Annotated in this window: 18 protein-coding genes and 2 pseudogenes; 13 read left to right on the forward strand and 7 right to left on the reverse strand. The window is 35.6% G+C overall.

Annotation, left to right across the window (positions count from 1 at the left end):
- Positions 1 to 65: 65 nt before the first annotated feature.
- A complete protein-coding gene (locus ES724_RS09570; RefSeq protein WP_146932447.1) occupies positions 66 to 1,157 on the reverse strand; it encodes a diphosphomevalonate/mevalonate 3,5-bisphosphate decarboxylase family protein in 1,092 nt (363 codons plus the stop codon).
- Positions 1,158 to 1,758: 601 nt separating this feature from the next.
- Between ES724_RS09570 and ES724_RS09575 the strand changes: the two genes are divergently transcribed.
- A complete protein-coding gene (locus ES724_RS09575; protein WP_146932449.1) occupies positions 1,759 to 2,238 on the forward strand; it encodes a TspO/MBR family protein in 480 nt (159 codons plus the stop codon).
- Positions 2,239 to 2,245: 7 nt separating this feature from the next.
- Here ES724_RS09575 and ES724_RS09580 read toward each other — a convergent pair whose 3' ends face one another.
- Positions 2,246 to 3,460 (reverse strand): BaiN/RdsA family NAD(P)/FAD-dependent oxidoreductase, encoded by a 1,215-nt coding sequence (locus ES724_RS09580; protein ID WP_146932451.1) that lies wholly within the window; start codon positions 3,458 to 3,460, stop codon positions 2,246 to 2,248.
- Between the two features lie 47 nt (positions 3,461 to 3,507).
- The gene (locus ES724_RS09585; protein WP_146932453.1) at positions 3,508 to 4,194 is read right to left on the reverse strand and encodes a glycerophosphodiester phosphodiesterase; all 687 of its coding nucleotides are present in this window, start codon (positions 4,192 to 4,194) and stop codon (positions 3,508 to 3,510) included.
- Between the two features lie 145 nt (positions 4,195 to 4,339).
- Here ES724_RS09585 and ES724_RS09590 point away from each other — a divergent pair, with 145 nt between their 5' ends.
- The 4 genes from ES724_RS09590 to ES724_RS09605 all read left to right on the forward strand — a co-directional run bounded on the left by ES724_RS09590 (position 4,340) and on the right by ES724_RS09605 (position 6,934).
- Positions 4,340 to 4,861, forward strand: a complete 522-nt coding sequence (locus tag ES724_RS09590; protein ID WP_146932454.1) for a DUF421 domain-containing protein — start codon at positions 4,340 to 4,342, stop codon at positions 4,859 to 4,861.
- A 182-nt stretch (positions 4,862 to 5,043) separates the two neighbouring features.
- The gene (gntA, locus tag ES724_RS09595; RefSeq protein WP_146932456.1) at positions 5,044 to 5,748 is read left to right on the forward strand and encodes a guanitoxin biosynthesis heme-dependent pre-guanitoxin N-hydroxylase GntA; all 705 of its coding nucleotides are present in this window, start codon (positions 5,044 to 5,046) and stop codon (positions 5,746 to 5,748) included.
- A 3-nt stretch (positions 5,749 to 5,751) separates the two neighbouring features.
- Positions 5,752 to 6,369: an FMN-binding negative transcriptional regulator gene (locus ES724_RS09600; protein ID WP_146932458.1), complete on the forward strand. Its 618-nt coding sequence runs from the start codon at positions 5,752 to 5,754 to the stop codon at positions 6,367 to 6,369.
- Positions 6,356 to 6,934 carry a DUF1989 domain-containing protein gene (locus ES724_RS09605; RefSeq protein WP_146932460.1) on the forward strand — a complete coding sequence of 193 codons (579 nt, stop codon included), beginning with the start codon at positions 6,356 to 6,358 and terminating at the stop codon, positions 6,932 to 6,934. Before ES724_RS09600 ends, ES724_RS09605 begins: the two co-directional genes overlap by 14 nt.
- 247 nt (positions 6,935 to 7,181) lie before the next feature.
- On the opposite strand, the gene ES724_RS09610 is transcribed toward ES724_RS09605, so the two are convergent.
- The 4 genes from ES724_RS09610 to ES724_RS09625 form a co-directional block, all read right to left on the reverse strand.
- On the reverse strand, positions 7,182 to 7,889 hold the full coding sequence (locus tag ES724_RS09610) for a TerC family protein (RefSeq protein WP_146932462.1): 708 nt from the start codon (positions 7,887 to 7,889) through the stop codon (positions 7,182 to 7,184).
- Between the two features lie 102 nt (positions 7,890 to 7,991).
- The gene (locus ES724_RS09615; RefSeq protein ID WP_146932464.1) at positions 7,992 to 8,486 is read right to left on the reverse strand and encodes a nuclear transport factor 2 family protein; all 495 of its coding nucleotides are present in this window, start codon (positions 8,484 to 8,486) and stop codon (positions 7,992 to 7,994) included.
- 260 nt (positions 8,487 to 8,746) lie between these two features.
- Positions 8,747 to 9,235: a GyrI-like domain-containing protein gene (locus tag ES724_RS09620; protein ID WP_146932466.1), complete on the reverse strand. Its 489-nt coding sequence runs from the start codon at positions 9,233 to 9,235 to the stop codon at positions 8,747 to 8,749.
- Positions 9,236 to 9,240: 5 nt separating this feature from the next.
- Positions 9,241 to 10,164, reverse strand: coding sequence for an alkaline phosphatase (locus tag ES724_RS09625; RefSeq protein ID WP_146932468.1), 924 nt, complete (start codon positions 10,162 to 10,164; stop codon positions 9,241 to 9,243).
- A gap of 874 nt (positions 10,165 to 11,038) precedes the next feature.
- Here ES724_RS09625 and ES724_RS09630 point away from each other — a divergent pair.
- The 8 genes and pseudogenes from ES724_RS09630 to ES724_RS16765 form a co-directional block, all read left to right on the forward strand.
- Positions 11,039 to 12,133, forward strand: a complete 1,095-nt coding sequence (locus ES724_RS09630; RefSeq protein ID WP_146932470.1) for a hypothetical protein — start codon at positions 11,039 to 11,041, stop codon at positions 12,131 to 12,133.
- Between the two features lie 547 nt (positions 12,134 to 12,680).
- Positions 12,681 to 13,184 (forward strand): hypothetical protein, encoded by a 504-nt coding sequence (locus tag ES724_RS09635; protein WP_146932472.1) that lies wholly within the window; start codon positions 12,681 to 12,683, stop codon positions 13,182 to 13,184.
- 4 nt (positions 13,185 to 13,188) lie between these two features.
- Positions 13,189 to 13,923 carry an LVIVD repeat-containing protein gene (locus ES724_RS09640; protein ID WP_146932473.1) on the forward strand — a complete coding sequence of 245 codons (735 nt, stop codon included), beginning with the start codon at positions 13,189 to 13,191 and terminating at the stop codon, positions 13,921 to 13,923.
- A 709-nt stretch (positions 13,924 to 14,632) separates the two neighbouring features.
- On the forward strand, positions 14,633 to 19,111 hold the full coding sequence (locus ES724_RS09645; RefSeq protein ID WP_246136854.1) for a CheR family methyltransferase: 4,479 nt from the start codon (positions 14,633 to 14,635) through the stop codon (positions 19,109 to 19,111).
- Between the two features lie 2 nt (positions 19,112 to 19,113).
- The gene (locus ES724_RS09650) at positions 19,114 to 19,482 is read left to right on the forward strand and encodes a response regulator (RefSeq protein WP_146932475.1); all 369 of its coding nucleotides are present in this window, start codon (positions 19,114 to 19,116) and stop codon (positions 19,480 to 19,482) included.
- 25 nt (positions 19,483 to 19,507) lie between these two features.
- Positions 19,508 to 19,885, forward strand: coding sequence for a response regulator (locus ES724_RS09655; protein ID WP_146932477.1), 378 nt, complete (start codon positions 19,508 to 19,510; stop codon positions 19,883 to 19,885).
- Positions 19,886 to 20,240: 355 nt separating this feature from the next.
- Positions 20,241 to 20,390, forward strand: a pseudogene (locus tag ES724_RS17030) (transposase DNA-binding-containing protein); the annotation flags it as partial.
- Between the two features lie 147 nt (positions 20,391 to 20,537).
- Positions 20,538 to 20,784 (forward strand): annotated as a pseudogene (locus ES724_RS16765) (hypothetical protein); the annotation flags it as partial.

The raw sequence follows: 20,784 nt of genomic DNA on the forward strand, positions 1-20,784 counted from the left end.
TGTAATATTCTGAATTGAATAGAATTCTAAACGATAGATTTCGAGGCAAATATAATCAATTAAAACTACAATTTTTTTGAACCTAAACCTATACTGTCAGATATAAATTGATTTTTTTCACAATACCCAAGTAATTTATCCTCAATGAATTGAAAAACTTCAGTCTTATTTTTTTCTGGATACAATACATGAACATTTGCGCCCGCATCTAATGTAAAACAAACAGGTAGTCCGGTTGCTTCTCTAAAAGCCCATATTTTATTAATGATTTCCAATGTGTTAGGCTTCATTAAGATGAAATAAGGCTTGCTGCTCATCATCATTGCGTGCAATGTTAAAGCCTCACTCTCTACTATTTCAATAAAATCATTTAAGTTTCCTGATTTAAATATGTCCTTTAGAGTAGCTAAATTTTTATGTGCTTGCTTAAAACGCTCTTCCGAAAAAGGATGGTCGTGCATTAAGTTGTGTCCCACACTGCTGCTCACTTTTTTCTCCCCTTTATCTACCAATAAAATAGTATCCTGATAATTTTCAAAAACTTCATGAACCTTGTTTGGGTAATCTACACCATAGAGATTTGAACTTCCATTAATGTTAGCGTGCTCACCCCAAACAACTATTTTCCCCTGCACGCTTCTGCATGCACTTCCTGAACCTAAGCGCGCAAGAAAAGAAGCTTTTTTATAAAAATAATCTTCAGAAATATTCGGAAAAAGTTGCTTCTCTAAACTCATAACACATAAAGCCAGCGCACTCATTCCACTAGCAGAAGAGGCAATCCCGCTACTGTGAGGAAAGGAATTTTCAGAATTTATAATAAGTTTATAGTCCAATAGATAAGGACAATATTCTTCTATTCTTTCAAAAAAAGTATAAATTTTAGGCTTAAAATCTTCTTTCTTTTGACCCTCAAAATAAAATTCGAAATCAAAAAGGTCTCCCTTCTGTTCAGAATCTTTTTTACGAGTAAACTCTAAACTGGTTATTGTTTTACAATTATTCAACGTAAAACTGATAGAAGGATTTGCAGGAATTTGATTCTCTTTTTTACCCCAATATTTTACCAAAGCAATGTTGCTAGGCGATTGCCAAGTAACTTTACCGGTAACAATTGTCTCTAGATTAGATTGTGGTATAAAATCTTTTGCTTTCATCCTCCTTAAATTTTAGACAAATATACTTTTTTAGTTAAGAGATGATAACCTAGGATTTTATATCCCTTTTTTATCATAAAAGTATTTCGTCACCCTGAGACCCGTAATAAAAAAAATTATCTAGCTTAGGTTTTTGACGTATAATTGTTTCTAGCTGATTTATCTTCTTAAGAACTTCTTTTTTGCAAGTGTAGTAGTTCCACGGCGTAAAATTTTCGAAGCCTTGGAGAAAATTTAGCCGTTGAAGTACGGTTCTAATTATGCGGTAGCATAATTGGAAACACCTACAAAAAAGTGTCCTTTTTTTGGTTCGTTTAGATTGCTTCCGACGAGTGAAGCGAGAGGAAAGCATAACAAAAAAATGAACAATCTTAGAAATTAAACAGATCTTTACCGACCAGAGGGAGAGTATTCCAGATTCTTGAATTACGTCAATGGTAATTTATTTCAGGGTCTCCATTTATCCTATTCCTTTATAGTTTTATGAGATTCTGAAACGAGTTCAGAATGACGTCCTAGTTCAGTTTATGATACTTTACAAACAATCAAACTCATGATTTCAAATAATTTCCTATTTTAGGTTGCCAAACCAACTAAAAAAATGACTTCTAAATTCTTCATACGGGTTTCCTTAGCTCTAGGTATTTGCCTATTTATTGGTTTTTTGGGATCTCTTGCTACTCAAACAAGTATTGGAGGTTGGTATTTACAGCTTAATAAACCTAGTTTCAATCCGCCAAACTGGATCTTCGGACCTGTTTGGACGGTATTATATATATTAATGGGAATTGCAGCGGGAATAGTTTGGAATAAAGGTTTTTATCACAAATGGGTGCAAATAGCCTTATATCATTTTGGGTTTCAACTTTTGCTAAATGCTTCCTGGTCCTTGCTTTTCTTTGGGTTGATGGAACCCTTTTGGGCATTATTGGATATAATAGCGCTTTTTATAGTCCTTCTTTTGACCATTAAATGGTTTAAAATTGTAAATAAAACTGCGGCATATTTACTTATTCCTTATGCTATTTGGGTAGCTTTTGCAGCGGTCTTGAATTTTGAGATCTGGAGACTGAACTTGTAATATTTTATTAATCTAGACTAGTCATTGCCTTGGCAGCTAAGTAGCCACCAGTCCATGCATTTTGAAAATTAAACCCGCCTGTAATGGCATCTATATTCAGAACTTCTCCTGCGAAATATAAATTTTTCTGAAGCTTACTTTCAAAGGTTTTAAAGTTTACTTCATTAAGTTTAATTCCCCCGGCAGTTACAAACTCTTCCTTAAAAGTGCTTTTTCCATCTACAGAAAACTCCGATTTTGTAAGTTGCTCACTAAGTGTGACTAATTGTTTTTTATTAATATCTGCCCAAATATCGGTTTCTGATATCCCCGAAGCTAGAACCAAACTTTTCCATAAACGTTTTGGTAAGTCAAATTGAGCGTATTTGGTAAGTTGCTGTTTAGCATGTTTCAATTTGAGCTCTAACAATTGCTCTAGAATTTCTTCTGAATTTTGATGCGCAAGCCAATTTACCTGGATCTTAAATTTATAACTAAGCTCATTCAACTCTCGGGCACCCCAAGCAGAAAGTTTTAAGATTGCCGGGCCACTTAATCCCCAGTGAGTAATTAAAAGAGGACCTTCATCTTCCATATTTATTTCTGGAATTTTCACGCTAGCAAAAGTGGCAACTCCCGGAAGTTCTTTAATTCTCTCATCTTTTATATTGAATGTAAATAATGAAGGCACTGCGGTTTCCATTTGATGCCCTAAACCTTCCAATAATTTCCAGATCTTCGGATTACTTCCTGTGGCTACAAGAAGTTTTTCAGCAGAAAAATCTCCATTATTAGTATTTATAAGCCATTGCTCATTTTCTGAAGTTATATTCTGAACAGAATGATTTTTAAGGATCTCAATACCTAATCGCTGAGTTTCAGAAAGAAAACAATCTATAATAGTTTCCGAAGAGTCTGAAACAGGGAACATTCGCCCGTCTTCTTCAATTTTCAATTCAATTCCGCGTTCTTCAAACCAGGCAATTGTATCTCCCGTCATAAAGGAATGAAAAGGACCGCGCAGCTCTTTTTCTCCTCTAGGATATTTTTTTATTAGTTCGCTTGGAGTAAATTCAGCATGAGTAACATTACATCTTCCACCTCCCGAAATACGCACTTTAGTAAGCACTTCTTTTCCTCTTTCCAAAATTAAAATTTTGGCATTTGGATCTAATTCGGCAGCGTTGATAGCAGCAAAGAATCCTGCAGCACCCCCCCCAATAATAATAATATCATACTTCATTCAGAAAAAATTGAAAGCGCAAAGTTAGCGGTTTTCAGAGTAGCATTTTAGCCAAGTCTGTCTGGGTAATCTGAAATTATTCCATCTACGCCAAAATCGATCATTCTGGCAATATCTTCTGGCTCATTCACCGTCCATACATTTACATTAAATCCTTCATTATGGGCATCTATAACACTTTGTCTGGTAATAATTCCAAGGGAAGGGTGAATTGCGGTGGCGTTTAATACCTTAGCCCATTCTATTGCTTCCTCTACACTTGCTTTACTAAGTATTGCAATAAGAATATTACTATTTATTTTTTTTACTTCTAGTAATTCATTTTCTTGAAAGGAAGAAACTAAAATGCTCGAGTATTCCCAGCCTTTATCTATATAATTAGAAATAGTGGCGCAAGTGCCTTTTGCGGTATGCAAACCTTTAAGTTCTATATTAATAGAACATTTGCCTTCAATAAGATCTAAAACCTCGGTTAGCAAAGGGATTTTGTAACCTCCTTTAAGAGTTAATTGCTGAAGTTGCTCATAAGTCTTAGTAGTAACTTCTCCAATACCATCACTCAATCGGTCTAGAGTGAAATCGTGAAAAACCACCAGTTCTCCCGAAGCGCATAAGTGGACATCTATTTCTATTCCGTCTATTCCCATTCCCAATGCGAGTTTGATACTTTCCAGAGTGTTTTCGGTACAATGTCCTTTCGCCCCGCGATGACCAATTTTATAGATTGGATTCATAATTTATAGTTATTTTATTGACAGTAATTTTTAAATTGCAATTACACTTGGTAAATTACTGATATTCAAATTTAATTGTGCTACTCGATCAATAATTTGTAATACAAGAGTTGAAAAAAAGAAGAAATAATTTAAAGAACTAGATATGGAAAAGTGGTTTGAAGCATCCTGGACATCTGTTATAGCAATCTGTATCACGACAATTGGAATTTATCTGGCAGTAATAATCTTTACAAGATTGGCAGGTAAGCGTAGTTTTTCTAAAATGTCTAGTTTTGATTTTGCAATGACTGTAGCAATAGGATCTATCATTGCGACTACAGTTCTTTCAAAATCTGTAAGTCTTACAGATGGTGTTGTTGGACTTGCAATGGTTTACATACTTCAACTCACTGTTGCTACCTTAAGACGATCTTCAAATATAGAAAAACTTGTTGATAACACTCCGTTGATGTTGATGGATGGAACCAAGATATTGCACGAAAACCTCAAGAAAGCTAGAGTAACAGAGTCAGATTTAAGATCGAAATTAAGAGAAACCAATGTTTTAGAACTCTCCCAAGTTAGAGCGGTGGTTTTTGAAGCAACAGGAGACATTTCGGTTTTGCATACTAAAGATGAAAATGTAGAATTGGAAGATTGGTTAATGCAGGGGGTTAGGAAATAAAGCTTTTGTGTCTTTTTCAAGAAAATAAACTACAGTATTTATTTCCCTTTTAATGTTATTAGTTCAGCATCTTAACCCATTTCAAATCATGGTGTTAAAGAGTTTTATTTTTATCAGAAGATGGTCTTAAATCTCTTTTGGTTGAATTAAGTCCTGTATACTTTTATAGAAACTACCAGAAAATGATTCCTGAACCAGAAATAAATCCGATTAAACGCAAGTCGGAAATCCAGATTGAAGATGAGAAGATAAAGGAAAAATTCATCGATTTTATCATAGAGCAAGATCATCCATGCGTAATGGCGCAAACTGTTTTTAGTATGGATAAAGTCGATTTTCATACTTACGAGAATTTCGGCTCTAAAAATACCGCAAGGAAAATTTTGAAAGATTTGAAAAAGTATATCTCCAATTATGATTTCGAATCTAATGATTTTTTGACTTTTATGGCAGTATTTAAAGGAAGAAAAACCTTTACCGAGCAGCAATTCGAGGATATTCTATGGAAACAGCTGGATTTCTTACATGAAGAAGATACAGATGCTTGGGACCCTTCGGTGAGCAGCGATCCTTCAAATAAAGATTTCAGTTTCAGTTTAGGCGGGAAAGCTTTCTATATCGTTGGTTTGCATCCAAACAGTTCTAGAATGTCTAGGCAATCTCCTTTCCCTACTATTGCTTTTAATTTGCACTGGCAATTTGAAAAGTTACGAGAAATGGGAACCTATGAGGTTGTAAGGGATAAAATTCGGGAGAGAGATACAGAACTGCAGGGAGATATAAACCCAGTACTTCAGGATTTTGGTGAGAATAGTGAAGCCAGACAATACAGCGGAAGAAAAGTTGGAGATGAATGGAAATGTCCGTTTCTTTCTGGGAAAATCTAATACATGTATCAGCCAAAGAAATATAAGAAGCAAGACCCTGAATATTTATTTGAATTTATTAAAAAACATCCTTTCGCGAGTTTTATTCTGAAAGGGGAACGTCTTTTGGCCACACATATTCCTGTCCTCGTTGAGGGAAATCCTCAAAAATTTAGATTGTATTCCCATATCGCCAACAATAATGAACAACTCCAATATCTAAAAAATGATGCAGAGGCTTTAATGATATTTCAAGGGGCACATGGATATGTTTCTTCCTCTTGGTATCAGGAAAAGGACATAAGCACATGGGATTATTCTGCAGTGCATGTAAATGTTAAATTAAAATTACAATCCCGAGAAGAGCTAGAAACGTCTTTAGAGAATTTGGTTCATAGATTTGAAAAAAATCAGACGAAGCCATTATATTATAAAGATCTACCTAAGCAAATGTTAGAAGATCACCTTCCATTAATAACGGGGTTTTGGGCAGAGCCGGTTAAAATTGAAGGAGTGGCAAAATTGCATCAGACTTATAAAAAGGAGGATGTAGAATCTGTAGTGGATCATTTAAGTGAGGGAGATGCGTTGAGTAGGGAATTGAGCAAAAACATTAAAAAAGAAAATAATGGAAGTCATTAAAAAACAAACTGGAGCTGCTTTTACTATAAAGAAAGGACAGAAATTGAAAGTTTTGGATCCCCTAGGAGAACAGGTGAGTGATATGGTTCTTTTTAATGCAGAAGATACCCGAGAGAAAATTTCTTCAGGAAAAACTTTAGATTTTGAGGAAAGTGTACTTATTACAAAAGGGAATTTTCTATGGAGTAATCGCAGTAGAAAAATGATGGAGATCTTGGAAGACACCAATGGAAGAAATGATTTTCTTTTAGCTCCTTGCAGTCCGGAGACTTTCCAAATTATGTATGACAATCCAGAATACCACCCGAGTTGTTTTGAAAATTTATATACTAATCTCAAAAAGTTCAACATCCAGCCAGATGAGGTGCCAACCGCTTTCAATATTTTTATGAACGTGCAGTTTGCTGCAGATGGTAAGTTAAGTGTGGACCCGCCATTAAGCAAAGCCGGAGATTATTTACTATTTCAAGCTCAAATGGATCTTATTGTTGCCTTAACCGCATGTTCTGCAGAAGACAGTAATAACGGCAGCTTTAAGCCAATTCATTATGAAATTTTAGATTGATCTTCACTGTCGTCCGACAAAAGATATAAGATCGCTGAGCTGCTAGATTCAAGACTTAAGACTTCATTTCAACTAATTGAAAATCAATATTTTAATCTGTATGAATTTTTCAAAAATGAAAAATAATTCTGTGTTCCAATAGCAAGCTCCTAAACATTGAAAACAGTCTTAACCACGTTACTTCTAGCCTCACCGAAATCCTGATTTTTTACTGGACAATACTAATTGAATTTAATAGTTCTCTACTTTAAGTATTCTTCTTTCTAAACCTCATATTCAGCATTTCAATAGATAAAGAGAAGAAAACTGCAAAATAGATGTAGCCTTTTGGTACATGATAATGAGCTCCTTCAATAATTAGCATTACTCCTATTAAAATTAAAAAGGAAAGAGCAAGAATTTGAATTGTAGGATGCTTGTCCACGAAATCTCCCACGGGTCTCGCAAAAATCATCATAACAATTATGGAAATTACCACTGCGATGATCATTAATATAAGTTGGTCGGTAAGACCAATAGCTGTCAAAATAGAATCGAAAGAAAATATAATATCCAAGAGCATGATTTGTAGAATTGCATACCCAAAGGAACTTACTTTTTTTACTGATTGTTCCGTATGCTGCCCTTCAACTTTATGATGAATTTCTAGAGTACTTTTTACCAGTAAAAATACTCCCCCTCCAATTAATATGATGTCTCTCCAACTTAGTTCGAAGCTTCCAAAAGTAAGTACAGGTTCTGTAAGTCCTATGATCCAAGTGATACTCAAAAGCAGTAAAACCCTCATGATTAATGCGGCAGAAAGTCCACCTAGGCGTGCCTTTTTTTGCTGATGTTTAGGCAGTTTTGCTGCAACTAAAGAAATAAAAATAATATTATCTATTCCTAATACAATTTCCATAAAGGTTAATGTAAGTAGGGCAATCCAAGTATCTGCTTGTAAAAATATTTCCATGAAAGTGGTGTTGGCAGTTATTACGGCGGAAAATTACTAAAATTATAGGGAGTTTTGAAAAGAGATTTTGATAAATAATAAATCCCTTTTTGCCTTTATGAGCTAATGCACACTAACAACCTTAGTGATAAACCATTTCGATTCTTTTTTCTCCCAAAAGATCACAAATTTCCCAATTTGAGAAGGAATGTCTGCACTTTCCTGGTTGTTTTTGAATGTATGTTTGCCAAATTCTATGGCTCCAAAATCCTTTATGGGGTAGACTTCTATACTACCCGGAACTAAATGCCTTTTGACTTTTCCGCAGATATTTTTTTCTGTTGCATCCAAAATTCCTTTTTTGGAAGTCATTAATCCGCCTTGATCGTGAATGAATTCTATATCCTCAGCATATATGGATTTCTGCATTTCTAAGTTGCAACTGTTATAAGCATCAAAAAACTGAGTGTCCATATTTACAATTTCTTCGTATAATTTAGGATCGTCTGGGATATACTTATCTCCTACTGTTTTTTCTATTTTCTTGCTCGAAGTGCATGAAGAAATTAAAATTAAAGGAAATAGTAGGAAGAGGATTTTATGCATTTTGCTATTCATAGTTTGCTTTTGAAAATGAACATTAATTTAGTTATATAAAGGTCGGTAGTTAAATGCGTACAATTTCATAGTCCTGACTAATTGATTGTTAATAATATAAAATAGATTTTTAGTCTGTTCGAGCGCAGTCGAGAACTATTAATATGCAAAAATCAGGTATCGACTTTAGCCTGTATCAAGTGAAGTCGAAATGCTCAACCTTACATCCGAAGCACCCATAAATATTTGAACATGAAATTGCTTACTGACTCTATAATTATTTATTTTGCTTTTATTGGAAACCATAATTCTTCTTCGGAAGTGGGATCTTCATTTTTATACTTTTCGCCCATCACTGCAAAATGCGGACGATGATCCAATTTATATTCTGAAGTTGGAAACCAATCTTGGATTATATTTCTATAAGCTTCTGAAGCCTCACTACCTCTTCCTATATACTTGAAAACAGCATATTTCCCGGAAGGAATAATTAAAATCTCCAATTCTGAAGGGATAGTATCGAAATCAGAGACCTCAACTGCAGCCCATTTTTCAAATTCTAGTCTAGGATCAAAATCTTCGAAAAAGTTCGCAGTATTGTATACTTCTACTGAAAAGAGCTTGTTTTCCAAGACATTCGCTATTTGTTTCCTTCGGGGCATAAAACTTTTCCAAAGGTTTTGAGTTTGGAGATTGGAAAAAGTCATATTCATTCGCTTCCCGATTAATTTTATTTTAGAAATATTTTCGATCCTTGGGATTAAATACATTTTTGTTATTTATCGAGAATATTTTTTACCGGTTTCCCTCTCCAGAATTCAGGTATTTCGAGTCCTAATAAGAACGCAATCGTAGCTGCGGTATCGTAAGTTACTATGGTAGTGCTCATTTCTCCTTGGCTTGATATTCCTTTGCCGTAGGCGATCCAGGGAATTTCAACTTCTTTTAAGGTTTTACCACCATGGCTTTTCCTGTTGCCACCATGATCTGAAGTTAAAATGATGATGGTTTCTTTCATTAAATTTTTATCTTCAAGGCTAGTGATCATCTTTCCAATAAGGACATCAATTGCTTCAATATCCATATAATATTCAGGGGAATCAAAGCCGATTTTATGTCCTGTATGATCGGCGTCATCTAAATGTATAAAAGTGAAAACCGGTTTTTCTTTGATTATAAATTTTGTAGCTTTTTCAAGCGTTAATGTATCATTTTCAGCATTATAATCCAAATCCACAAGATCTCTTTCAAAAAGATTTCTAATTCCACCCCAGGTATAAATAGCTCCTTTTTTTGCTTTTGGCAATTGTGTGTCTACTAGACTAAAAATAGTTGGATAGATTTCGCTTTTACCAAGATTTGCTGAAGGTAATTCAGGTTCTCTGCTATCCCATTCGGTAAATCCGTGCAATTCGGGACCTGAGCCCATAAGCATGGAAGCCCAATTCACAGCACTGGAAGATGGGAGCACAGCTCTGGCTTTTAGGGAATAACTTCCATTTTTCATCATTTCTCGAATGTTTGGAATTTTAGCTTTTTCGAAAGCGTAGCCTCCAAAACCGTCCACCCCAATTAGGATTACGTGTTTCGCAACCTGTTTATTTTGTTCTTGGGAAATGGCTTTTTGTGTACTTGCGCAGAAAACTAAACTTATAATTATGCTAAGTAATTTGAATCGCTTCAATAGAATTTGGAACATCAATATATTTTAAGTGTTTAAATGAGTGCTAATTTAGCCAATTTGTATTTAACTTAAATTGAGAAACTTCCTTGCTTTAATGGCTTCAAATCAAAATTAAGTTTAACAATATCTGTATATCCGTAAAGTGTCATAAATTGATTAAGTACGTCATTCTGAACTTGTTTCAGAATCTTAGAGCACTAATAATCAGCATAATAAATTGAGACCCTGAAATAAATTACCATTGACGTATTGCATAAGTAGTTGATTTATAGGTAATTAACATACTTAATTCCTTACAAGTTTTTAATACGCTTTTTGTTCTCATTTAGGTAATTCCAAGAATTTGTAAAACACTCCCTCTAGTCGATAATGATTTGTTTAATATTTACGATTGTTCATTTTTTTGCCATGCTTTCCTCTCGCTTCACTCGTCGGAAGCAACCAAAACGAACCAAAAAAAGGAAACTTTTTTGTAGGTGTTTCCAATTATGCTACCGCATAATTGGATCCGTACTTCCCCAGCTAAATTTTCTCCAAGGCTTCGAAAATTTTACGCTGTGGAAGCACTACACTGCAAAAAAGAAGTTCTTAAAAAGATAAATCTGCTGAGAACCATCATAAGTCAATTTCCTACACTAGATAAATTTTTTTATCACTGGTCTCAGGGTGACGAAAGAACTATAAGACTAAAAGCGGATATACAATAACAAAATAAGAATTTCTAATTTTTTATATAGGCTAGATTTTTTTAATTCAATTTTAAGCAAAGATTTCCATCTAATCCCTTGAAACGCCTTTGTTTTAATGAAAAATTATATTTTTAAGAATTTAAAAACGAATGATTTTTATAAGTATGTTTATACTATAAAACACTAACGTTTAAATAACTATGAAATCAGGTAAAATTATTTTCTTTTTATTCATATCAATAATTTCCTTTAAAGGAATTTGTCAGAATGATGCTCATTTGGTTATGCTTCAACCAAAAGAAAAACTGGAGGTTTCCAACTTTTATATTTCCGAAGTAATAGATAACCGGGTATCAAAAGAAGGTATTGGGGTTATACAAAAAGGAGCATTTAATAAGCAAGTAGCTGCAAATTTTAGTGAGCCTTTTGAGAAACACTTGCAAAACACTTTTAATATATTGCTTCCGCCGGCAGAAAATAAAGAAAGTATTACTGCACTTATCCATAAGCTTTATATTTCTGAAAGAACTACCACTACTTACGAATTGGGAACTTGTGAAGTAGAAATTGAATTTTTGAATTCTGTAGATGGTATTAAATATAGTTTGGGGACCTACTCTGCAACAGTAGAGAAAAAGGGTTTGGATGTTACAAATAAACACGACGAAAGAATTTTAGAATCACTTACACAGATTATTAATGAAGCTTCTTTGAAAGGTGTAGAAAAGGACCCGAATGACTTGCCAGTGGCGAATAATGACAGGACAAATAAAAAAATAGATTTTTCGGAAGGTTTAAAGAAAGGATTGTATTATAATTTTAATAATCTGTTAAGTAATTCGCCAGTAGATACCTTAGATTATAATACCAAATTAATTGCAGAAACTAAAAAGCTTCAGCATTACTTGGTGCATTACCCTAATTCCAGAAAAAGAATTAAAAACCTTTTTGGATATTCAGATGGTGAAAACATATACCTAAATGCTACTAATTACACCCAAGAAGAATACTTTATAAAATCGAAATTTCTAGGTAAGTATGTGTATTTTGAAGATCAATATGACAATAAATACGTTACCGCAGCTTTTGGGATGATAGGAAGCTTGGCTTCAACTAAATTACACGGAATTGTTTTGGACACCCAAACAGGAATTGTAACCGTGCTTACAGAGAATAAAATAGAAAAATTGCTAGAGCAACAACCACAGCTGTTAGCAGAATATAATCGCGGAGCACAAAAGATAGAGGATATTAGGAGTATTATAAAAAAGCTTAATGATACATTGGAAGAGTAAGTATTTCAGTTATGTGGGTTAACATTAAAAGATCGCTCTGCTGAAAGAAACAAGACTTGAGACTTGATATTAACTGACTGATAAACATTATAAATTTCAATATTTATCGATATCTTTTTAACCATAAATTTCTGAAAGCAGGGTCTAAAATGAATAGTTAGCACTGAACTTTTGTAAATTATGAGCTAACATAGTTCTTTAGAAGTTTTATTGGATACCAACATAATTTTTTAAAGCTTATAAATCGACCTCATTTTTTTAAATGATTTTTTGAAAATAAGGTCTAATTTATATATGGTATGTTATGCTTAAGTTTGAAATGTATTAATGCTTAGGCTATACCGTTAGTTTGCTTTGAATTTAAACTGTAGCTATATTCAGGCTGATTTTGAAAATGGAGTAGCAGCAAGACTTTAAACGAATCGCCAGTATTTATGAGTTTTCCGAAGCCATAGTTTATAAAAATTTAATTATATTTATCAAATCTTTGTTTTTTCCCGCAGAAATTTTGGAAAGATTCATTTTTATGAATTATAAGAGTCGCTTTATGAAAAAACTTCTATTCTGTTTCTCAATATTATTAATATTGCAATCCTGTTGGCCTGGAACTGGAAGCGATGACGATCTTAACAGGAGTAGTTTTAAACCCATAACCCAATCCCGTCAGGATTTTGAAAAGAGCATTGTTATTATGGGAGAACGTCCGGTAATTAATTCTGGAAAAATATATGTTAAAGACGATCTTATTTATTTAAATGAGGTAGGTGAAGGCTTTCATATTATAGATAATACCGATCCTATTAATCCTAATCCTGTTGCCTTCATAAAAATTCCATTAGCTACAGATCTGGCTATTCGAAACAATATTTTATATGTGCATCATGCGGTAGATCTTGTTGCTTTCACCTATTCCCTAAATTCTAACTCATTAAATATTGTGCACCGGGAGCGTAACGTTTTTCCTGAACTGCGTTCTCCTGAAGGACTAGAGCCCTCATTTTATAATGTTCCCGAAAATGAAATTGTAATAGGCTATCAACAAATAAACTAAGAAGATGAAAAAAGTTATACTACTCTGTCTTTCCATAATGTTGTTTGGTTGTAGCGCCGATGGTGATAATTCCCCGGCATCATCTGTAGATGGTATTGGAGGCTCGCTTGCACGATTTTCTTTAGTAGGCGATTTTTTATACACCGTAGATGATCAATCTCTGCGGATCTTCGATATTTCAAATCCTGCGCTACCAACTTTTGTAGGCACTAAACAAATAGGTTTCGATATAGAAACCCTTTATTCTTTAGATGAATATTTGTTTGTAGGTAGCCGTCTTGGAATGTTTATTTTTGATATTTCCGATCCTAAATTTCCACTGCAGCTCTCTAAAGTAGAACATGTGCGTAGTTGTGATCCGGTGGTTTCTTCTGGTGATTTTACCTATGTAACGCTTCATACCAATGCGGTATGTATTGGAAATATAAATCAGCTGGAAGTTTATAATACTCAAGACCTCTTGAGACCAGAATTGATTACAACCATAACTCTGGATCGTCCCATTGGACTTGGTCTCTACGGAAATCATTTATTGGTTACCGATAAAGATGTGGTACGTATTTTTGATGTTACCAACCCGGCACAACCAGATCTTGTTGGAGGTATTGAAGAAGATGCCTTCGATATTATTATCCGCAATAACGATTTGTTTGTTATTGGAGAAAAATCACTAAGCCAATATCAGCTAAATCCTGAGGATATAGAAGATATAGTTTTTAAAAGTTCAATAGATTTTTAAAAGAGGTGCGGCAATGATGCTGCTTAGAGATCCTTCGACAGGCTACCATTGACGTAATTCCAAGAATCTGGAATACACTCCCTTTGGTCGGTAATGATTTGTTTAATATTTGAGATTGTTCATTTTTTTGCCTGTCCAAAAAAACGAACCAAAAAAAGGACACTTTTTTGTAGGTGTTTCAAATTATGCTACCGCATAATTTGAACCGTACTTCCCCAGCTAAATTTTCTCCAAGGCTTCGAAAATTTTACGCTGGGAAAGCACTACACTGCAAAAAAGAAGTTCTTAAAACAATAAATCTGCTGAGAACCATCATACGTCAATTTCCTCCGTTAGATAATTTTTTTATCACGGGTCTCAGGATGACACTTTTTTCTGATTTGTCATTCCGACGGAGGAGGAATCTCTTTTAAACTTTACTCCTGCTTCATTGAGATTCTACACGTTGTTCAGGATGACACTTTTTGATAATTTGTAAAGCGGAACTTGCCGTATGAAAAAACTCAAGAAAACACTTACAAAACTACAGTTCTAAAAAAATGAAATGGATTTTAGTCAAATTCAATGCCGAGCATTTAAATAAAGGTGTGTTTGTAGGCTATGAGCTATGTTTAAATTTTGGAATCCCCCTTATTTTACTGCAGTTTAGTTAAAATGCTTGTAAAACCTTCCTTTTTATTTGAAAACCCGATAAGTTAAATTATATTTCTTGACCGAAACTCCAAAAGAAGCCAAAAAATTGAAAAAAGATAAACTTATTAAATCAAAGAATGAATTTCCCGTTGTGGGAATTGGTGCTTCTGCGGGAGGCTTAAAAGCCTTTAAAAGTTTTATAAAAAATATTCCTGAAAAATCCGGCATTGCCTACGTTTTGGTGCAGCACCTCGATCCCGACCATAAAAGCCTTCTATCCGAAATTTTACAAAAGGTTACCAAAATACAGATTTTGGAAATTACAGATGATATTGACGTGGAACCTGATAAAATCTATATTCTACCGGCCAATAAAATGCTCATGGCAAACGATGGCATATTAAAACTTGAACCACGTCCAAAACCAGAAAAAGGTACCACTAATCTACCAATAAACCTCTTTTTTGATTCCCTTGCAAATGTACATCAATCTCATTCTATTGGGGTTATCCTATCGGGATCTGGATCTGATGGAACGGAAGGTTTTAAAGCTATTAAAAACAAAGGCGGGACTACTTTTGCCCAGGATGAAGCTTCTGCCGAGTGGGACGACATGCCTAGACATGCTGCGGAGGCTGGAGTTGTAGATTTTGTTTTGCCACCAGAAAGGATCCCAGAAAAAATTGTAGAGTTAATAGGTGAACGCAATACGGATAAGGGAGAGGAACAAAATAATTCAGAAGATAATTCAGAAGATAATTCTAAAGCGATTCAGCAAATACTGGATCTATTGCAAGAGCGCCGGGGGACAGACTTTACCTATTATAAAAAAACTACGATAGGCAGAAGAATAGATCGCAGGATAACGATTAATAAATGCAAAAACATTGATGCTTACCTCCATTTTATTAAAAACAATAACGAGGAAAAAGATCTATTATATCAGGATCTATTGATTCCCGTAACCGATTTTTTTAGGGATCCAAAAATATTCGATCATCTATGTCAGACGGTTTTACCTAATATATTAAACAATAGGAAAAGTGGTGATGCAATAAGAATATGGGTAGCTGGATGTAGCACGGGGCAGGAAGCCTATACGTTCGCCATTTGCCTAAGGGAGCAAATGGAAGCCAATCTTAATCCTTGGGAGAAAGTACAAGTCTTTGCAACCGACATTAGTGAACCGGCCATTGCAAAGGCTCGTAAAGGCGTGTATAAAAAGGATGAACTTGCGAGTCTTAGTTCGGAGCGCATTAGTAAATTCTTTACGAAGTCCCATGGAAAATATAGGATTAATAAAGAGGTGCGGGAAATGTGTGTATTTGCAGAGCAAAATTTTTTGAAGGATCCTCCATTCGGGAATATGGATTTAATTAGCTGCCGAAATGTATTGATATATATGGAACCTTATTTGCAAAAAAAGGCGCTCACCACTTTTTATTATGGACTAAAACCAAAAGGCTTTTTATTGCTGGGAAAATCTGAAACTGGCAGTACGATGAGTGAGTTATTTGCTAGTGAAAATAAGGCCAGTAAATTATATATCCGTAAAGAAGTACCTGGTCAATTGATACTCCCTCCCATACAGGTTGGTAAGAAAGTCGGTCGTGAACGGGGCGATCGTGCTGCTCAAACCGAAGAAAAAGGCACCAATTTTGAAAAAGCGGCAAATACCCTTCTACTTAATGAATATACCCCGGCAGGGGTGGTGGTGAATGGGGTTTTGGATATTGTGCATTTTAAGGGCGATACGGGAAACTACCTGCAACAACAAACCGGCAGGCCTAGCTATAACTTGGTTAAAATTGCAAGGCCTGGGCTGGCTTTCGAGCTGCGTAGCTTACTTCAAAAAGCAAAAAAGAACAAGGATCGGGTACAAAAGGAAAATATCCCCATCAAGGTGGCAAATACCACCTTAGTTGTGTCTTTGGAGGTTGTTCAACTACCCAATATGGCCGAACCTTATTTTATGGTGCTTTTTCATGCCAAGGCATTAGAAGCTAACACAGTGGAGATTACTGCGGAAGAAAAGGGAAAGAAAAGTGAGCTAGATCCTAAGGATCAGCTAATAGCACAACTACAGAAAGAACTCCAACAGACCCGTGAAGACATTCTGGAAATCACGGAAGACCAAGAGACTGCTAACGAAGAACTTCAAAGTTCCAATGAAGAGCTGTTAAGTAGTAGTGAAGAGTTACAAAGCCTGAATGAAGAATTGGAAACCAGCAAAGAAGAACTACAAAGCACTAATGAAGAGCTTACATCTGTAAACCAGGAGCTTATTAGCCTGAATGAACAAGTGACAGAAGAGCGCAATTTTGCCGAAGTGGTAGTCGAGACTGTGCGTGAACCTTTGGTGGTGCTGGACAAAGATCTTAAGGTAATAAGCGCAAACAGTTCTTTTTATTTAACCTTTCACGAAAAAGAATCTGAGACCATAGGAAAATTATTCTATGAACTTGGAGATAAACAGTGGGACATCCCTGAATTGCAGGACCGGCTTGAATCCGTATTACCGAGAAAGGAAAGTTTTTTGGATTTTGAGATCACCCAAACCTTTAAATCCATTGGGGAGCGTACCATGCTCTTAAATGCCCGGGAGATAAAAGGAGAAAATAAGTCCAGAAAAATGGTGCTATTGGCCATCGAGGATATTACAGAAAAAAAGCATCTTCGTCAAAAAGAAAAGGTGCGTTTGGCAAAATTTAAAAACCTCGTGTTGCAAGCGCCAGTGGCAATTATGTTTTTAAAAGGGGAAGATTATAAGGTAGAACTAGCCAACGATTTTTACCTGCAGTTGGTAGAACAAGAAAAAGACTTTATTGATAGGCCCATTTTTGAATCACTGCCAGAGTTGAAAGATCAAGGATTCAAAGAGCTTTTTGATAAAGTAGTAAAAAGTGGTGAACCTTATCACGGCAAAGAGCTGGAAGTGAAAATTAACAGGAACAACAAAAGCAAACGTGGCTTTTATAACTTTGTTTACCAACCTATACGGGACTGGGAAGGCACAGCTACAGGAGTCATGGTAATAGCCGTTGAGGTGACCGAGCAGGTGCTTGCCCGGAGAAAAGTGGAGGAAGGTGCGCAAAAGTACAATGAAATAATCCATTCTTCTCCTTCCATGGTCGCTGTCCTCGAGGGTGAAGATTTTATACTTACGGTAGCAAACGATTCCATTTTAGATCACCTGGGGAAAGGGGATGGGATTATCGGCAAACCATATTTGGTCTCGGTGCCAGAACTGGAAGAGCAAGGCTTAGGCGATCTTTTACGGAAGGTCTATAAAACCGGAGAACCCTATCACGCCCATGAAATGCCCGTAAACTTGGTACGGGACGGAGAAAAGAAACTCTCTTACTATAATTTTGTGTACCAGCCACAACGGGATGTTCAAGGAAAGATCATAGGGGTGACGATTATTGCCAATGAGGTCACGGCACAAGCAGAACTAAATAAAGAAATAAAGGAAAGTGAAGCCCGGTATCACCAAATGACCGACCTGGTGCCGGACATGATAATCAATGCGACAGTGGATGGGGAGGTATTTTATTACAACAAACGCTGGACAGATTTTACGGGATGGAGTTTGAAAAAAATAAAAAAAGAGGGCTGGGTGAAATTGATACACCCAGAAGATTTGCGAGACGCAATAAATAACTGGCAACAGGCGATAAATACGGGAGACAATTATGAGATGGAATTGAGAATTCTTGATAAAAACGGGGATTTCAAATGGCACCTCAGCCGCGCCGTCCCCGTAAAAGATGAAACGGGAAAAATCATTATGTGGTTAGGTGCAAATGCCCAAATACAGAAATTAAAAGAAGAGGAAAAACGCAAAGAGGATTTTCTTAAAATGGTAAGCCATGAGCTCAAGACCCCTATTACTTCCATAAAGGGATACACACAACTCCTGTTAAGTTTGATGGAAGACGATAAGGAAATTCAATGGGATTCCCTGCCTATAAAATCGTCCTTGCAACGCATTGATAAACAAATAACCAGATTAACAAGATTGATCTCTGAAATGTTAGATGTTGATAGGATAAAAGACAGTCAACTCTTATTGCAAAGTGAAACATTTGATTTGAATGAACTTGTAAAGGACACCATTGATGATATTAAATATGCCTATGAACAAACCCATATTAGCTTACAGACAGAAAGTAGTTGCCTGGTTAATGCAGATAGGGACAGAATAGGGCAAGTGCTTATCAATTTTATTACCAATGCCATCAAGTACTCACCAGATGACCAGAATATTGAGATCAAGGTTTATCAGACGAAGGATAATTCGGTTTCTGTAAGTGTAAAAGATCATGGGATTGGTATTGAAAAGAAGGATCAACAAAATATTTTTAAACGTTTTTACCGCGTAAGCGGAAAGGATGAGGAAACCTTTTCTGGTTTTGGGATTGGGTTGTATTTAGCCAAGGAGATCATAGAACGGCACAATGGCCAGGTAAAGGTGAAAAGCAAAAAAGGAGAGGGCTCAGAATTTATTTTTACCCTTCCCGTAACTACCAAATTGGATGTGAAAAAGGAATAAAGATGGATAAGATATTGGTGGTCGATGATGACCCTATCATAGGAGAAATGCTAAAATTTGTGCTAGACTCTAAGGGCTATTTGGCATTCATTTCTAACAAACCCGAGCAAACAGTACATAACATTCTCCAGAATTCTATTGATTTGATTATGTTAGATCAGTTTATATTTGGGGTGAGTGGTATAGAGGTTTGTAAGAAAATACAGGAAAATGAGACTACCGCTAACGTACCTATACTAATGATGTCTGCTCATAGTAAAGTGAAAAAAAAATGTTTGGCGGCCGGGGCTACAGATTTTATATTTAAGCCATTTGAGATGAAGACCCTCTTTTTAAAGATTGAGACTATTTTAAAGCAAACGAAGGTATAATTAGCTACATTTAAAAAAAATAAGAATGAATAAAATTTTACTGGTTGAGGATGATCATAACCTGGGAATTATGATCTGTGACCTGCTCGAATTAAATGGATATGAAGTGAGTCTTTTAAGGATGCCCGATAAAACGATCAAAAATCTTCTGGAAGATAAATTCGACTTGGTATTGATGGATAAATTATTGAGCGGGATGGACGGGACGGATATCTGCGCTGAAATCAGAAAAACCGATACTATTTCACATACACCCATCCTTATGATGTCTGCGCTCAATGGCGCCAAGGAAATTTGCATAGAGGCTGGAGCCACTAATTTTATAGCAAAACCCTTTGAAATAAAGGACTTATTCACGATTGTTAAGGACACAATAAATAAGGGAAAGGTTTTAAATGACTAAAGAGTTCAGTTTTTCCAGTTGGATCTATTAATACCTCTAAGCCTAAAATTATCAAAGTACGTCATTCTGAATTTATTTCAGAATCTTTTGCTTGGGGATCTCTAATTCCTATAGAACCTGAAACCTTCCCGAACGGTAGGGTCGGGCAAGTTCAGGTTGACGTTAGCTTAAAGACAATCATTCTCTCCCATTTCTTTAATTCCAACAGTTAAAAGGATGTCATTCTGAATTCATTTCAGAATCTTTCGCTTGGGCAATTTCTAATTCTTTTAGAACCTGAAACTCCCGATGGTTCCTATCGTGTGGACACAATTTTTTAATATTTTAGCTGACTAATAATAGTTTTGCTAATAAAATGAAAAGGGGATTCACAGACCTAGAGGATAAACGTTTAGTTTATAGAGGCAATAAGATTTTATCGGATTTATTCAGTAAAAGCGTCCATTCAATCCGTCAGATTAGCAGGAATGAATCAGAGGCAAAAGCGGTTTACCGTTTTTTACAGAACGACAGGGTCAGTGAAAAAGATATTATAGAAAACCTGATTCATAATTGCCGTACGGCATGTGCCGGCAGATTCGTTGTCTGTATCCAAGATACCACAGAAATCAACTTAAGCAGCCATGGTAAAAGGATCAACAAAGATAGCTTTGTGGGCACTACCAATGCAAAGGGCTTTCAAGGATTGGGATTCTTTATTCATCCAAGTTTGGTCTTGGATGCCGTGACTGGTACCCCCTACGGCTATTCTGATATTAAAGTTTGGAACAGACCCTTAGAGTTCAAATCAAAGCATGAAAGACAGTACGGTAAACTGCCCATAGAAGAAAAAGAATCCTATAAATGGATAGAGGTGTCCAAAAACACACAGGCCTCACTACGGGATGTGGTAGAGGGAA

The organism is Gillisia hiemivivida (genome assembly GCF_007997295.1).
Taxonomy (GTDB): Bacteria; Bacteroidota; Bacteroidia; order Flavobacteriales; family Flavobacteriaceae; genus Gillisia; species Gillisia hiemivivida.